Source organism: Pseudomonas sp. BNK-30, assembly GCF_047456185.1.
Classification (GTDB): Bacteria; Pseudomonadota; Gammaproteobacteria; order Pseudomonadales; family Pseudomonadaceae; genus Aquipseudomonas; species Aquipseudomonas putida_E.
This window is the reverse complement of record NZ_CP179904.1, coordinates 3,649,915-3,664,326: the sequence shown is the minus strand read 5'-3', so window position 1 is coordinate 3,664,326 and position 14,412 is coordinate 3,649,915. Positions and strand designations below refer to the sequence as shown.

Annotated in this window: 13 protein-coding genes and 1 tRNA gene; 5 read left to right on the top strand and 9 right to left on the bottom strand. The window is 62.8% G+C overall.

Annotated elements, in window-relative coordinates; translation table 11 throughout:
* Positions 1–47: 47 nt before the first annotated feature.
* Complete coding sequence (bglX, locus tag ACMGGN_RS17020) at positions 48–2,339, bottom strand: beta-glucosidase BglX (RefSeq protein ID WP_174142066.1); 2,292 nt, start codon at positions 2,337–2,339, stop codon at positions 48–50.
* 186 nt (positions 2,340–2,525) lie between these two features.
* Between bglX and ACMGGN_RS17015 the strand changes: the two genes are divergently transcribed.
* Positions 2,526–3,143, top strand: a complete 618-nt coding sequence (locus tag ACMGGN_RS17015; RefSeq protein ID WP_046784931.1) for a TPM domain-containing protein — start codon at positions 2,526–2,528, stop codon at positions 3,141–3,143.
* A gap of 99 nt (positions 3,144–3,242) precedes the next feature.
* Positions 3,243–4,472: a class I SAM-dependent methyltransferase gene (locus tag ACMGGN_RS17010; RefSeq protein ID WP_174142065.1), complete on the top strand. Its 1,230-nt coding sequence runs from the start codon at positions 3,243–3,245 to the stop codon at positions 4,470–4,472.
* Between the two features lie 31 nt (positions 4,473–4,503).
* On the opposite strand, the gene ACMGGN_RS17005 is transcribed toward ACMGGN_RS17010, so the two are convergent.
* Complete coding sequence (locus tag ACMGGN_RS17005; protein WP_174142064.1) at positions 4,504–5,517, bottom strand: DUF4917 family protein; 1,014 nt, start codon at positions 5,515–5,517, stop codon at positions 4,504–4,506.
* Positions 5,518–5,630: 113 nt separating this feature from the next.
* Between ACMGGN_RS17005 and ACMGGN_RS17000 the strand changes: the two genes are divergently transcribed.
* Positions 5,631–6,698 carry a glycerophosphodiester phosphodiesterase gene (locus ACMGGN_RS17000; RefSeq protein WP_174142063.1) on the top strand — a complete coding sequence of 356 codons (1,068 nt, stop codon included), beginning with the start codon at positions 5,631–5,633 and terminating at the stop codon, positions 6,696–6,698.
* Positions 6,699–6,790: 92 nt separating this feature from the next.
* On the opposite strand, the gene ACMGGN_RS16995 is transcribed toward ACMGGN_RS17000, so the two are convergent.
* From ACMGGN_RS16995 to ACMGGN_RS16980, 4 genes are all read right to left on the bottom strand, one after another.
* Positions 6,791–6,864, bottom strand: a tRNA-Gly gene (locus ACMGGN_RS16995).
* A 119-nt stretch (positions 6,865–6,983) separates the two neighbouring features.
* Positions 6,984–7,874 (bottom strand): alpha/beta fold hydrolase, encoded by an 891-nt coding sequence (locus ACMGGN_RS16990; protein WP_046784933.1) that lies wholly within the window; start codon positions 7,872–7,874, stop codon positions 6,984–6,986.
* Positions 7,875–8,218: 344 nt separating this feature from the next.
* Positions 8,219–8,911, bottom strand: coding sequence for a pseudouridine synthase (locus ACMGGN_RS16985; protein ID WP_115273685.1), 693 nt, complete (start codon positions 8,909–8,911; stop codon positions 8,219–8,221).
* 34 nt (positions 8,912–8,945) lie between these two features.
* Positions 8,946–9,176: a cysteine-rich CWC family protein gene (locus tag ACMGGN_RS16980; RefSeq protein ID WP_174142062.1), complete on the bottom strand. Its 231-nt coding sequence runs from the start codon at positions 9,174–9,176 to the stop codon at positions 8,946–8,948.
* 246 nt (positions 9,177–9,422) lie between these two features.
* Between ACMGGN_RS16980 and ACMGGN_RS16975 the strand changes: the two genes are divergently transcribed.
* The gene (locus tag ACMGGN_RS16975) at positions 9,423–9,863 is read left to right on the top strand and encodes a hypothetical protein (RefSeq protein WP_125924245.1); all 441 of its coding nucleotides are present in this window, start codon (positions 9,423–9,425) and stop codon (positions 9,861–9,863) included.
* A gap of 31 nt (positions 9,864–9,894) precedes the next feature.
* Here ACMGGN_RS16975 and ACMGGN_RS16970 read toward each other — a convergent pair whose 3' ends face one another.
* A complete protein-coding gene (locus ACMGGN_RS16970) occupies positions 9,895–11,001 on the bottom strand; it encodes an enoyl-CoA hydratase/isomerase family protein (protein WP_115273686.1) in 1,107 nt (368 codons plus the stop codon).
* 126 nt (positions 11,002–11,127) lie between these two features.
* Between ACMGGN_RS16970 and ung the strand changes: the two genes are divergently transcribed.
* Positions 11,128–11,820, top strand: a complete 693-nt coding sequence (gene ung / locus ACMGGN_RS16965; RefSeq protein WP_115273687.1) for a uracil-DNA glycosylase — start codon at positions 11,128–11,130, stop codon at positions 11,818–11,820.
* 52 nt (positions 11,821–11,872) lie between these two features.
* Here ung and ACMGGN_RS16960 read toward each other — a convergent pair whose 3' ends face one another.
* On the bottom strand, positions 11,873–12,904 hold the full coding sequence (locus ACMGGN_RS16960) for an AbrB family transcriptional regulator (protein WP_115273688.1): 1,032 nt from the start codon (positions 12,902–12,904) through the stop codon (positions 11,873–11,875).
* On the bottom strand, positions 12,897–14,411 hold the full coding sequence (locus ACMGGN_RS16955) for a tripartite tricarboxylate transporter permease (RefSeq protein ID WP_115273689.1): 1,515 nt from the start codon (positions 14,409–14,411) through the stop codon (positions 12,897–12,899). The genes ACMGGN_RS16960 and ACMGGN_RS16955 overlap by 8 nt, the downstream gene beginning before the upstream one ends.
* Position 14,412 lies beyond the last annotated feature (1 nt).

Here is a 14,412-nt window from a genome sequence, read left to right as displayed (position 1 = left end):
CCTATCGCCGTCAAACCGGCGACAGGACGGTAATGCTTGCAGACCGGTTACAGCAGTTCGAAGCTCTTCTGCTGCACGGCCTCTGAGTCCAGCCCGACCTGGACATTGAAAGCGCCAGGTTCAGCCACCCGCTGCAGCTGCCCATTGAAGAACTTCAGGTCTTCTTCGCTTATGCGGAAGGCCAAGGTCCGCGACTCACCGGCCTTGAGCATCACTTTCTGGAAGTTTTTAAGCTCCTTCACCGGGCGGCTCATGGATGCTGCTACGTCCTGCAGGTACAACTGGACCACGGTCTCGCCATCCACCTTGCCGGTGTTCTTCACCGTCACCTTGGCCTCCAGCGTGTCGCCACGCTTGAGGTCCTTGTGCGACAGGTTCAGCCCCGACAGCTCGAAGGTGCTGTAGCTCAAGCCGTAACCGAACGGGTACAGCGGGCCGTTTGGCTCTTCGAAGTACTGTGAGGTGTAGTTGCCCGGCTTGCCTGGGGTGAACGGGCGGCCAATGCGCGTGTGGTTGTAGTACATCGGGATCTGCCCGACCGAACGCGGGAAGGTGATGGCCAGCTTGCCCGAAGGGTTGTAGTCACCGAACAGCACGTCGGCGATGGCATTGCCGCCCTCGGTGCCAGCGAACCAGGTTTCCAGGATGGCATCGGCCTGTTCGCGTTCCCAGGCGATCGACAGCGGCCGGCCGTTCATCAGCACCAGTACCAGCGGCTTGCCAGTGGCTTTCAGGGCCTTGATCAGCTCGCGCTGGCTGGCCGGGATCTCCAGGGTGGTGCGGCTGGACGACTCGTGGGACATGCCGCGGGACTCGCCCACCACCGCCACCACCACATCGGATTGCTTCGCTGCTTTGACCGCTTCATCGATCAGCACAGCGGCCGGGCGCGGATCGTCAACGATTTCCGGAGCATCGAAGTTGAGGAAGTTGAGGTAATCGACGATCGCCTTGTCGCTGGTAACGTTGGAACCTTTGGCATAGACCAGCTTGGCCTTGCCCTCGACGGCGCGGCGCAGGCCTTCGCGCACGGTGACCGAGTGCATCGGTTTGCCGTCGGCAGCCCAGCTGCCCATCATGTCGATCGGCGCATCGGCCAGCGGGCCGACCAAGGCAATGGTGCCGGCTTTTTTCAGCGGCAGGGTCTGCTTGCGGTTTTCCAGCAGCACCAGGCTGCGGCGCGCCACGTCGCGCGCGGCGTCACGGTGCAGGCGGTCTTCGCCGTAGTAATCCTTCAGGTCGGTTTCGGCCTTGCCGATCCGCACGTATGGGTCCTTGAACAGGCCCATTTCATACTTGGCGCCCAGTACTTCGCGCACGGCCTGGTCCAGTTCGGCCTGGGTCACCTCGCCTGACTTGAGCAGCCCTGGCAGCTCTTCGCCATACAGGGTGTCGTTCATGCTCATGTCGATGCCAGCCTTGATCGCCAGCTTGGCCGCTTCGCGACCATCGTGGGCGACGCCGTGGCGGATCAGTTCCTGGATGGCACCGTGGTCACTGATGGTCACGCCCTTGAAGCCCCACTCCTTGCGCAGCAGGTCGTTCATCAGCCAGGTATTGGAGGTGGCCGGCACGCCGTTGATCGAGTTCAGCGCCACCATCACCCCGCCGGCACCGGCGTCGAGCGCGGCGCGGTAGGGCGGCAGGTAGTCGTTGTACATCTTCGGCAGGCTCATATCGACCGTGTTGTAGTCGCGCCCGCCTTCCACCGCGCCATACAGGGCGAAGTGCTTGACGATGGCCATGATGCTGTCCGGGTTGGCCGGGCTGCTGCCCTGGAACGAGCGGACCATCGCCTGGCCGATCCTCGAGGTCAGGTAGGTGTCCTCACCGAAACCCTCGCTGGTGCGGCCCCAGCGAGGGTCGCGGGCGATGTCGACCATGGGTGCAAAGGTCATGTCCAGGGCGTCGGCGGCGGCTTCGATGGCCGAGGTGCGGCCGACCTTGGCGATGGCGTCCATGTCCCAGGTGGCAGCCAGCCCCAGGCCGATCGGGAAAATGGTGCGCTCGCCGTGGATGGTGTCGTAGGCGAAGAACATCGGAATCTTCAGGCGGCTGCGCATGGCGGCGTCCTGCATGGGCCGGTTCTCGGGGGCAGTGCGCGAGTTGAAGGTACCGCCGATACGGCCTGCGGCGATTTCTTCGCGGATCTTGTCGCGTGGCATCTCCGGGCCGATGCTGATCAGGCGCAGCTGGCCGATCTTTTCAGCCTCGGTCATCTGGCTGATCAGATGCTCGATGAATGCCTGCTTGTCCTGCAGGGGCGGGGCGGTGGGGGCGGCAAGGGCCGCCTGGCTGGCAAGGCCCAAGGCCAGGCCCAGCAAAGACAGTTTCATCATGAATTCCGTTGTCGAGGCCTGTGCCGTATCCACGGTGATACGCGCGCGGCCGAAGTTTTCAGGCGGCTATTGTTGTACGATTCACCGGCATTAATTCCAGCGGCGGATTATGCCTGATTATGGCGCTCGCTGAGGATCACCCGAGTGCCGGGACAACAACTATAAAAACGATCAGAGACCGAAGGCATGACTTCCCTCGACGAATACGAGCAGCGCCAGATCGCTGAGGCCATCGCGCGCGTGGAACGGCGCACCGATGCCGAGCTGGTGACCGTGCTGGCCCGGCGTGCCGATGATTACGCCTACCTTCCACTGTTTTGGGCCGCCGTGCTGGCGCTGGTGGTGCCTGGCCTTTTGCAGCTGCTGCTGGGCTGGCCCGTTGGGCACGGGCTGCTGGTGGCCAACCTGCTGCTGTTCATCGGCCTTTGTGCGCTGCTACGTACCCCACGCCTGAACGCCTGGTTGGTCCCCCCTGCGCTGCGCCGCTGGCAGGCATCGCGCCTGGCCCGGCAACAGTTTCGCGAGCAGAAACTGCATTGCACGGCCAAGGGGGCCGGGGTGCTGATCTTCGTGGCCGAGGCGGAGCTGCATGTGGAGATCCTGGTCGATCAAGGTATCGATTGCCACCTCGATGCACACTCGCGTGCGGTGATCGGTGCCCGCTTCGCCGAACAGGTGCGCCAGGGCCGTACCTTGCAGGGGTTTGTCGAGTGCATCGAGGCCTGCGGTGAACGGCTGTGCGAGCACGTGCCACGCACCCACGCACGCAACGAGCTGCCGAACCGTCTGGTGATTCTAGAGTGAACCACGCCCATCGCGAAAACCTTCGCCTGAGCCAGGCATCAACGTAGAATGCGCGGCATTGCGCAACGCGCTCACCGCTATCCGAGGCACCTGTTTTCCATGTCCGCCAGTACTTCCGCTTCTATCGCGCCGGACGCGCGCGCCCAGTTTCTCGACCTGCTGAGCGCTGCCTTGCACGGCAATACCCTGGTCAAACTGGTGCTGGCGCGCCATGTCGGCGCCGACCAGACCCTACAGCGGATCATCGCCAAGCCGGTGCAGGTAAAAGGGCAGCCCACCCTTTCGTTGGTCTACCGCCACCAGACCCGCGACATCACCCGCAACGTGCCGCTGGACCAGGCCCAGGCACTGATCGCCGAGCTGCTGGGGCAGAGCTTTCGCAACGCCCACCTGTTCGACGCCGACGGCGAAGTGCAACTGACCTTCAGCAAAAAGGGCAAGCCGATGCTCCAGCGCCACGGTGCCCAGGCGCCGCGCGAGGCTGCTGCCAGCACGGGCCACGACCGCGAGAAGAAGCGTTACCTGGAACTGTCGCGGCCCTTCCTGCGTGATCTGGGCGTGACCGACGCACAGGGTGCGCTGATCCCGTCCATGTCGCGCAAGTGGAAGCAGATCAACAAGTTCGTTGAAGTGTTCGATCACGCACTGGCCAATGCGCCGGTGCCGGCTGGCCAGGTGCTGCGGGTGGCCGATTTCGGTTCAGGCAAGGGCTACCTGACCTTCGCCATGCACGACTACCTGAGCAACAGCCTGGGCCGCGCAGCCCAGGTGACTGGGGTGGAGCTGCGTCAGGACATGGTCGATTTGTGCAATGCAGCGGCTTCGCGTCTGGAGCATCCGGGCCTGGAGTTTCAATGCGGTGACGTGCGCAGCGTAGTACCCGAGGCCATCGAGGTGATGATCGCCCTGCATGCCTGCGACATTGCCACCGATTACGCGATCCACACCGGAATCCGTTGCAACGCTGCGATCATCATGTGCTCGCCGTGCTGTCACAAGCAGATTCGCCCGCAACTGCACAGCCCGGGCTTGCTGCAGCCGATGCTGCAATACGGCCTGCATCTGGGGCAGCAGGCCGAGATGCTCACCGACAGCTTGCGCGCGCTGTATCTGGAAGCCTGTGGTTACGAGACCAAGGTGTTCGAGTTCATCTCGCTTGAGCACACCAACAAGAACAAGATGATTCTTGCGGTGAAGCGCAAGCAGCCCGTAGCGGCGCAAGCGCTGCTGGAAAAGATTGCGCAACTGAAAGCGTTTTATGGGGTGCAGGAGCATTGCCTGGAGACGTTGTTGCGCAACGACGGGTTGATTCCCCCCATCTCAGCGTAAGTCGGCTGTGGCGCTCGTCCCCGAGCGCCTGTCAGTGTTCTGCATGCACTGGCATCTTTATCGCGTACTCCGCCAACCCCAACGGATGCGTACCCGCATCAAAGAAATGCAGCGCTGTCCCCGCCAGATCACCAAAGCGGTCCACAAAGTGCTGCTTCTGATTGACCACCGAAGCCTCGCTCAATGGCCGTATGGCAATCGAAAGATGGCGCGGCCGCGCCTGGCGAATCGCTTCGAGCAAGTGCTGGTCACTGCTGTCCAGATGGTGCCCGAACAGGCATAGCCCCTGGTTTTCCTGGGCCAACTGGCCCAGGCACCAGGCCAGGTAATCCGAGTTGCGGATGGCGCGCAGTTTTTCGTCACTGCGGTCTTCGTTGACGAACAGCGGTACTTCACCCGGAATGTTCACGGCAAAGCCGTCCAGCAGCTCGGCGCTTTCGGCGCTGCGCTGACGGGTGGTACCGTCGGGCAGCTTGAGCAGGTGCAGGCCGCCGTGCAAATGCAGCACGCGCGTCCCTTCGCTGCGGGTGCGGCGTACGTCGAAGAAGCCTTGCTCATCGAACAGCGTGGCGAAGCCCTGGGGTGCGTGCTGCACTGCCCAAGGCAGGATCAGGTCGTAGTTGCTGGTATAGACACTGCGGTAGCCGCGCAAGGCTTGGTTGATCGATGCCAGGGTTGTCGCTGGCATCTTTGGCCATGGCAGGTGCACGGTACGCACGGCGTGGATCAGCGCTTCCTTGATCGAGTAGTAGCGGTTCAGCGGCGCGGTGGAGTTGATCGCCAGGGCGGCGTTGGCGCGCACAGTCTGGTTCAGCGTGCTCAGCACCGGCTCGAACAATTCAGTGCCCAAGGACTTGAACAAGGCCTGGTCGCTGATTGCCAGGCCTTTCTTGCGGCCGGCGCGCTGGGCCTCCTCGAACAGCGAGAAATAGCCGAATGATTTCCACAGCACGCGGCTGGCGCCGTTGCCCAGTAGCAGGGCATCGCAGGGGTGGCGTTGGGCGAGTTCCTGCCAGGTGGCGAGGTGGGCGTCTAGTGCGGGCATGATGGGTCCATTCGCTGGAGCGGGAAACGGGGGCGACTTTAGCATGTCATGCAATGTGTGCGAGGGTTGCGCTACAGCCACGACAAGGTTCGCAGAATGAAAGAGGACTTCACATGCGCAAGTGTTTGATCGGGATGCTGGCCTTGGCAGCACTGGGGCCGAGCTCAGTGGCCTTGGCAACGGACGGCAAAGCCCTCGCCGCAGCCCACGGCATACCATACCCGGCCGTGATCGCTCACCGCGGCGCCTCTTACGACGCACCGGAATCCACCAGGCCTGCCTACCTGTTGGCCCGCGAGTTGGGCGCCGACTACCTGGAACTGGACCTGCAGCGCACGCGCGACGGCGTGCTGGTCGTGGTCCACGACGATGAGCTGTCACGTACCAGCGATGTAGCCGAGCGTTTCCCCGAGCGCAAACACAGCCCGGTCAGTGCCTTCAGCCTCGCCGAGCTCAGGTCGCTGGACGCCGGCAGCTGGTTCAACAACGCCTACCCGGCACGTGCCAGGGCATCGTTCGCCAAACTGTCGATCCTTACCCTTGACGAAGTCATCGATATTGCCGAAGGCAACCCGCAGCGCCAGCCCGGTTTGTATATCGAGACCAAGGTTCCCAGCCAGTTTCCAGGCATTGAACGGCAGCTCAAAGAGCGCTTGGAGGCCCGTGGCTGGCTCGATCGGCCTGGGCGCGTGGTGCTGCAGACATTCGATCGCAACAGCCTGGCGTTGCTGCACGAGGCGATGCCGCAGGTACCGAAGATTCTGCTGCTGTGGGTGGGTACCAAGGCCATAGCACCGGCCTCGGGGCAAGATTTGGCGGATTCAGGCGAAAGCGACAAGGCCGCTTTTTATGCACGCCAGCAACCGAAGAGCCGGGCTGAGTTCCTGCGCTGGCTGGACTTCGCCAAGCAGGGCGGTGCGATCGGTACCGGGCCTTCTGCCAAGCGCAGCAAGCTGGGCGAACAGAGCTATGCCGATCTCATTCAGCCATGGATGAACCAGGCCAGCCATGAGCGCGGGCTGCTGGTGCACGTCTATACGCTCGATGACGCGCAGGACTTCGCCGCAAGCATGAAGGCAGGGGTGGATGGGATCTTTACCAACAGGGCGGGTGCGCTACTGCGCTTTTATGATCGCCCGGCTGAAAGTGAGCCAGGTTTGCTGAAAAGGCTGGGGTACTGAGCTGTTGAAGGCGGCAAGCAGATCGACTTGCGGATGATCTTCGCCTCAGGGGCAGCGATGACGCTGGTTGAACGCCATGCGGTAATGCGGTGTGGAGCGGGTAGAGGGAATCGAACCCTCGTCGGAAGCTTGGGAAGCTACTGTTCTACCATTAAACTATACCCGCGTCTGCGCCCGACTTTTTACCAGAACCTGCCTGGAATTAGAAGCCCTCGTTATAAACCGGTGAAAAAAAGCTGTCGGCGCCCATAGCCTGCAGGCCATGGCTACAGGGCGCCGATGCACTCAGATGGCCCATGCATGCTGCTCTTGGCTGGCGTTGTACGGGGTGCGTGCCCGGGCCTGGCGCACGGTCGGCTTGAGGAAGCCGAGCAACGCGCTGCGTGTGGCTTCGCAGGCCGTCTTGTTCTCCATGTCCAGGAAGTGCCCGGCATCACGGATCACCGTGAAGTGGCTCTTGCCGACATGGTTGCCGAACTGGCGAGCGTCTTCTGCGGTGGTGTACTCGTCACGGTCGCCGTTGATGAACAGCACCGGGATGTCGATGTTGCGCGCGCCTCGCAGTGCCCGTTCCAGGTCATGCTGCAGCACCTGGTTGATGTGGAAGTGCATCTGCGCATACTCGTGGCTGTCCAGGCTGCTGACGTGCCGGTAGTTGAAGCGCTTGAACAGCGATGGCAGGTGCTTGCCAATGGTGTCGTTGACCAGGTTGCCGACCTGGTAGCGATCGCAGGCAGCCAGGTACTGGCAACCACGGTTCAGGTAGTCGCGCATCGGTTCGTTGATCACCGGTGAGAACGAGCTGACCACCGCCTTTTTCACCATGCGAGGCTGGTGCGCCAGCGCCAGCAGGGTGCAGGCACCGCCCCAGGAGAACGACATCACGTGGTCGGCCTGGAAGTGCTCGATCAGCTCAAGCAGGATATGCGCCTCGTCTTCCTTGCTGATCAGGCGTTCCTGGCGGTTATGTGCCTTGGACTTGCCGGAGTAGGGCTGGTCGTACAGCACGACGTTGAATTGTGGGTGCAGGTTACGCACCGTCTGGGCGAACGAAGCCGTGGTGGCCAGTGAGCCATTGATCAGGATGATCGTCTTCTCGGCTGCATCCGCGCGATGGAACTCCGTGTAAACCCGATACTGACCTTGGATATCAAGTACAGCGATTTCTGGCCTCATGTCATCGACTCCTGGCGCAAAAAGGGTGTTCGCGTCACCTAGGGTGCACGTTCTTTATGACAGGTAGGCATTTGCCTGAAGGAATTACCGGGGCCCTGTGTCGATCCTTGGCACACGTGTCGACGGTATTGTTTTTGGCGGGCAATTTGCCGTGCTCCAAGGCATCGTGGCCTTGGGTAGCCGGCAAAAAGGTGTCTGGCGCGCGGTGTGACTGGCGAGTCACGCACGGACCGACAAGTTAGGAGTCAAGCAGTGGGTTGAGGATCACGCAAGTGCCGGCTGGGTGAAATTGTGACTTTTGTCGCCGGGCGGTCGTATGACGTCCGGACAGTGCCTGAAGCGGCCTAGACCGAGGCGATTTCCGTAGCCGTGAGCGCCCGGAATTCACCCGGCGCCAACCCTGGATCGAGCTGGATCGCGCCCATGGTTTCCCGGTGCAACCCTACAACCTTGTTGTCGAAGTAGCCGAACATGCGCTTGACCTGGTGATAACGCCCTTCAATGATGGCCAGCCTCGCCGTGCGCGGGCCAAGGATGTCCAGTTGCGCGGGGAGGGTGGTCAGGTCTTCGAAGGCGAAGTAGAAGCCTGTGCGAAACTTGTCGACGTAATGCGCGCCAATTTCATCTTCCGTTTCCACCAGGTAGTGCTTGGGCAGCTTGGTCGCCGGCTGGGTCAGGCGCCGCGACCATTGGCCGTCGTTGGTCAGGATCATCAGCCCGGTGGTGTTGTAGTCGAGCCGCCCGGCAATGTGCAGGTCCTCGCGCAACGGCGCAGGCAGCAAATCGAGTACGGTGCGGTGCTGTGGGTCGTGCGTGGCGCTGACGCAGCCGGCCGGTTTGTGCAGCATCAGGTAGCGCGCCGGGCGCCCCGTCTGGAGTAGTTGATCATCCACCTCGATACGGCTGAATTCGCGGACTTCAGCCCGTGGGTCGGCTACCGTTTCGCCATCCACGCGCACGCGGCGCTGTACCAGCAGCAGGCGTACTTGCTGGCGGCTATAGCTGGGCAGGTTGGCGAGGAAGCGGTCAAGGCGCATGGCATCAAGGACGTCGAGGGGAGTGGCGCGCAGTCTAGCGCTTTTCTGCCTCGACCTGGGCGGGCGCGTTCTCGGGCAGACCTGCCCCTGCGGCGCAGCGCGGGCAGAGGCAGGCTTTGTCGCGCAGCTCGGTTGGCAGGGCCTTCAGAACTGCGGGGTCGATGTTCACGGCGTAGCACCAGCAGGCTGCTGGCGCGGTGCGCGGGTCGGCCAGGGTGCATTGGTTGAGGGCGCCGCAGGCAGGGCAGTGCTGGCTGTCATTCATACACTAGTCCGGGGTGTTCAATGCAGGCACGGTTGCGGCCGGCCTGCTTGCATCGTCGAGGTGCTCATTCTAGTGATATGGCCGGAAAAAGACTGCAGGTTTATTGGGGTATCCAAGCTATTTCAAATTATTGCGCAAATGGCACTGCACGATGGCGACAATGTCTCAATCATTGTCGATGTTCGCTTTGGCTTCGACGCTCGGCAGCGCCGCTGTACGGGCACCCCAGCGGTCCAGGAGGCCGCCATGTCCTATCGAATTCTGTTGATCGCCCTGTTGGGCCTGATGACAACCGCCTGCGTGCCTTACCACGAGGGAGGCCGTTATTATCGTACGGATTACTACACCGCTGACCGGTATGCCTCGCCGGGTTATTACCGCCATGACCGCTATTACGTAGCCCCCCAACCGCGCTATTACTACCCGCCGGCACCGCGTTACTACCGGCCTGCGCCCGTGCCGCAATACCGTCCGCACCCGCAGCCGGGGATGAAGCAGTGGCATGGCAACCCGCGTCACGACTACGGCAACCGCCAGCGTTATGACTACGGCCGTGATCGTGACCGGCATGATTACCGCAACGACAGCCGGCGGTACCAGAACGACCGTTGGCACTCCAATGGACGGGGTGATGGTGACCGCCGTCCCGGTGGTGGGCGCAGTGGTGATCGCAACTGGCGACGGTGAAGGTTGACGGGGGCGCGCGGAACGGCCCAGGTCAGGCAAGATCGGCCAACGGGTGGCGCCCCTCCCATACCTTCACAAAATGGGCTTCGACCACGGCCGCCGGCACTTGCGCAACATCCGGCCAGTGCCAGCGTGGGTGGTTGTCCTTGTCCAGCAGGCGGGCGCGCACGCCTTCGCTGAATTCGGGGTGACGGCAGCAATTGAGGCTCATGCTGTATTCCATCTGGAATACCTGGGCCAATGACAGGTGTCGGGCCCGACGGATCTGTTCCCAGACCAGGTGCGCCGTGAGCGGGCAGCCCTCCTGCAGGCGTTGGCCTGCATCAGCCAACAATGGGTCGTTATGCTGCTTGAGCCCCTCCAGTGCACGCCACGCGGCCGCCGGGTCGGCAACATCGAGCAGCGCATCGATCACCTGGCGCCGGGGCAGCCATTGCGCCTCCGGCAGTTCGGCATAGGCGCGGTGCTGTTCGGCCTTGAGCAGGCTGTTCAGCTGCAGGTCGGTCTGCTCTTGCCAGTTCAGTTGCAACAATTCTTCGATAAGCCCTTCCTGTTGATGCTCGCCAAAGAATCGGTCCGCCAGGCCCAGGTCGATGGCGTCCCGGGCATTGATGGGGGCGCCGGTGAGCCCCAGAAACAGCCCGAGCTTGCCCGGCAGGCGCGCAAGAAACCAGCTGGCGCCCACGTCGGGGTAGAGGCCAATGCTGATTTCTGGCATTGCCAGGCGGCTGCTAGGCGTGACTATGCGTATCCCCGCCCCCTGCAACAGCCCCATGCCGCCCCCCAGCACATGGCCGTGGCCCCAGCACAGCACCGGCTTGGGGTAGGTGTGCAGGAGATAGTCGAGGCGGTATTCGGCGGCAAAGAACGTGGCAGCCAGCGGTGGCACGCTGCCGGGGTGGTCGCGGCAGGCCTGGGCCAGAGCCCGTACATCGCCGCCGGCGCAGAATGCCTTGGCGCCGTTGCCACGCAGCAATACACAGACAACGCCCGGGTCGCGGGCCCAGTCTTGCAGGTATTCGCCGAGCACTTCGATCATCGGCAGGTTCAGGGCATTGAGCGCCTTGGGCGCATCCAGTGTGGCAATGCCGATGCGGGCGCCATCGGCGCCGGTGAGTACCTCGCAATGAATGGCCATGGACTACCTCGTTCAAGTCATCGCTCAAGTATGGCCTGCCTGGGCGATCATGCAGGCCATAGGTCAGACCGATTGACAAGGGGGGATGGCTTACCTAGTGTCGCGCCATTGTTTACGGATGGCCTCATGACTGACGACGATCGCATCAAACTTGAACCCGGCTGGAAAAACGCCCTGCGTGCCGAGTTCGATCAGCCCTACATGCACCAGCTGCGTGAGTTTCTGCGCCAGGAGCACGCCGCCGGCAAGGAAATCTACCCGCCAGGCCCGATGATCTTCAATGCGCTCAACTCCACCCCGCTTGAGCAGGTGAAAGTCGTCATTCTCGGCCAGGATCCGTATCACGGCCCGGGCCAGGCACACGGCCTGTGCTTCTCGGTGCAGCCGGGTGTGCCGACGCCGCCGTCGCTGGTCAACATCTACAAGGAGCTGCAGCGCGACCTGAACATTCCCATCGCCAGCCATGGTTACCTGCAGAGCTGGGCCGAGCAGGGAGTGCTGCTGCTCAACACGACCATGACCGTCGAACGCGCCAATGCCGCTTCGCATGCCAAGAAAGGCTGGGAATTCTTTACCGACCGGATCATCCAGGTGGTCAGCGAGCAGTGCCCGAATGTGGTGTTCCTGCTGTGGGGCGCGCATGCCCAGAGCAAGCAGAAACTGATCGATGGCACCAAGCACCTGGTGCTCAAATCGGTGCACCCGTCGCCACTGTCTGCGTACCGCGGGTTCTTGGGTTGTGGGCATTTCAGCCGGACCAACGGCTTCCTCGAACAGCGTGGCCTGGCGCCGATCAACTGGGCGTTACCGCCGCTTTAAGGGGCGAGCCGGTGCTCAGTGGCCGGCTTGCCGGCGATCACCTGCAAAGCTTTCAGTGCTGGCCTTTCACCCAGCATCTGAACAGCGGTTCGGCCAGAAACAGCACGAACAGCAAGCGCATCACCTGCAACGCCGTCACCAACGGCACCGACAGCTGCAATGTCTCTGCGGTCAGGCTCATCTCGGCAATGCCGCCCGGCATCATGCCCAGCGTCAGCGAGCGCAGATCCAGCGCAGTCATCACGCTCAACCCCCAGGCGGCAGTGCCCGCGATCAGCATGCACAGCGCCGTGGCGAGCAACGTGCGCAGCAAGAACGATGGAGCACGGCGGAAGAATGCGCGATTGAAGTGGCAGGCCAGGCCACTCCCGATCAGCCATTGGCCGATCTGGCTGGCACCGTCGGGCAGGGCGATCTGCAAGTTGCCCGCCAGGCTTAGCGTGGCGGCCACCAGCAGTGGCCCGAACAGCCAGGGGTTAGGCTGGCGCAAGCGCTGCCAGGCGAAACCGACCGCTACACCCAGCGGTGCGATCAGCGCCAGCCAGCCCCAGCTCACGCTGCCGGCATGATTGAGCGGTACACCGTCACCGATCAGGAACTTGAACAGCGCCGGTACGCACAGCACCACCACCAGCACACGCAGGCTTTGCGCCGCCGCCACCTGGCTGAGCACCGCGCCGTTACGCGCGCCGAGGTTGACCATCTCACCGGAACCACCGGGCATGCTGGCAAAAAATGCCGTGGCACGGTCTTCGCCGGTACGCCGCAGCAGCCACACGCCAACCACGCTGGAAACGGTGGTCAGCAGTGCGGCAAAGAAGATCAGCACGAAATGGCTGGCGACCTGCTCGATCACCGCTGGGGTGAAGTGCAGGCCAATACCCAGGCCGATGATGCATTGGCCGCACTTGCGGCCATTGGGGATTTCCGAAAGCTGCCAGGGCGTCAGGCAGCGCACCAGGATGATCGCCAGCAATGAGCCGACCATCCAGGGCAAGGGCCAGCCGACCTGGCTGGCGAGATACCCGCCCGCCAGGCCGACCAGCCCTGTCGCCCAGTACAGCGGCAACGACCGATCAGGCATCGGCCATCGCCCGACGCTGCAGGCTACGTTTGCGCCAGATACGCAGCAGCGGCAGGCAGAGCATGCACACCACCAGTACCCAGATGCCCATGCTGATCGAGCTCGACCACAGAATGCCCAGCTCGCCATTGGAAATCGACAGCGCACGGCGCAGGTTCTGCTCCATCAGGCCGCCCAGGATGAAGCCGAGCAGGATAGGCGACAGCGGGAAGTCCAGCTTGCGCAGGATGTAGCCCATGATGCCGATGCCGACCATCAGGAACAGGTCGAAGGTGGTGGCGTGCACCGCGTATACACCGATCGCGGTGATGATCGCGATTACCGGCACCAGCGCCCAGTTCGGCACGGCGAGGATGCGGGTGAAGATGCGGATCATCGGGATGTTCAGGATCACCAGCATGATGTTGGCGACGAACAGCGAAGCGATCAGCCCCCAGACAATGTCAGGTTGCTGTTCGAACAGCAGGGGGCCGGGGGTGATGTTGTACAGGGTCAGTGCACCGATCATCACCGCCGTGGTGCCCGACCCGGGAACACCCAAGGTCAGCATCGGTACCAGCGCGCCGCAGCAGGATGCGCCGATGGCTGTTTCCGGGGCAGCCAGGCCACGGGCATCGCCCTTGCCGAACTTGCCGCTTTCCCCAGCGATGCGCTTCTCGCTCATGTAGGCCACGGCGCTGGCCAAGGTCGCTCCCGCACCTGGCAGCACGCCCATGATGAACCCAAGCAGGCCGCAGCGGATGTTGACGACGAACACCGAGGCCGCTTCCTTGAAGTTGAACAGCATGCGCCCTGTGGCCTTGACCGCTTGATGCCCATGATGAGTCTTCTCCAGCAGCAGCAGGATTTCGCTGATCGAGAACAGGCCCAGCACCAGCACAACGAACTGGATACCGTCGGCCAGATGCACGCTATCACCGGTGAAGCGGTATACGCCGCTGTTGGCGTCGATACCGACCGCTGACAGGAACAGGCCGATCAGTGCGGCGATGAAGGTCTTCAGCGGTTTGTCCCCGGCCATGCCGCCCAAAGCAACGATTGCGAACACCATCAGCACGAAGTACTCCGCCGGCCCGAAGGCAATCGCCCATTTCGCCAGCAGCGGGGCGAACAGCACCATGCCGCAGGTGGCGATGAGTGCGCCAATGAACGAACTCCACGCCGACAGCGACAGGGCAACGCCAGCCAGGCCGTTGCGGGCCATCGGGTAGCCGTCGAGGGTGGTCATCACGGTCGAGGCCTCGCCCGGGATATTCAGCAGGATCGAGCTGATCCGCCCGCCGTATTCGCAGCCCAGGTACACCGCTGCCAACAGGATCAGTGCCGACTCTGGGGGCAGGCCAAGGGCGAAGGCGATCGGTATCAGCAGCGCCACGCCGTTGATCGGGCCCAGCCCCGGCAGCAGGCCGACCACGGTGCCGATGAGGGTGCCCGAAAGGGCGGTAACCAGGTTGTAGGGGCTCAGGGCGACGCCGAAGCCCTGGCCCAGGTAGCTCAAGGTATCCATC

Excerpts from the sequence above, each read along its gene's own strand:
- bglX (WP_174142066.1), bottom strand. The coding sequence starts at position 2,339 with ATGATGAAACTGTCTTTGCTGGGCCTGGCCTTGGGCCTTGCCAGCCAG.
- ACMGGN_RS17015 (WP_046784931.1), top strand. The coding sequence starts at position 2,526 with ATGACTTCCCTCGACGAATACGAGCAGCGCCAGATCGCTGAGGCCATC.
- ACMGGN_RS17010 (WP_174142065.1), top strand. The coding sequence starts at position 3,243 with ATGTCCGCCAGTACTTCCGCTTCTATCGCGCCGGACGCGCGCGCCCAG.
- ACMGGN_RS17005 (WP_174142064.1), bottom strand. The coding sequence starts at position 5,517 with ATGCCCGCACTAGACGCCCACCTCGCCACCTGGCAGGAACTCGCCCAA.
- ACMGGN_RS17000 (WP_174142063.1), top strand. The coding sequence starts at position 5,631 with ATGCGCAAGTGTTTGATCGGGATGCTGGCCTTGGCAGCACTGGGGCCG.
- ACMGGN_RS16990 (WP_046784933.1), bottom strand. The coding sequence starts at position 7,874 with ATGAGGCCAGAAATCGCTGTACTTGATATCCAAGGTCAGTATCGGGTT.
- ACMGGN_RS16985 (WP_115273685.1), bottom strand. The coding sequence starts at position 8,911 with ATGCGCCTTGACCGCTTCCTCGCCAACCTGCCCAGCTATAGCCGCCAG.
- ACMGGN_RS16980 (WP_174142062.1), bottom strand. The coding sequence starts at position 9,176 with ATGAATGACAGCCAGCACTGCCCTGCCTGCGGCGCCCTCAACCAATGC.
- ACMGGN_RS16975 (WP_125924245.1), top strand. The coding sequence starts at position 9,423 with ATGTCCTATCGAATTCTGTTGATCGCCCTGTTGGGCCTGATGACAACC.
- ACMGGN_RS16970 (WP_115273686.1), bottom strand. The coding sequence starts at position 11,001 with ATGGCCATTCATTGCGAGGTACTCACCGGCGCCGATGGCGCCCGCATC.
- ung (WP_115273687.1), top strand. The coding sequence starts at position 11,128 with ATGACTGACGACGATCGCATCAAACTTGAACCCGGCTGGAAAAACGCC.
- ACMGGN_RS16960 (WP_115273688.1), bottom strand. The coding sequence starts at position 12,904 with ATGCCTGATCGGTCGTTGCCGCTGTACTGGGCGACAGGGCTGGTCGGC.
- ACMGGN_RS16955 (WP_115273689.1), bottom strand. The coding sequence starts at position 14,411 with ATGGATACCTTGAGCTACCTGGGCCAGGGCTTCGGCGTCGCCCTGAGC.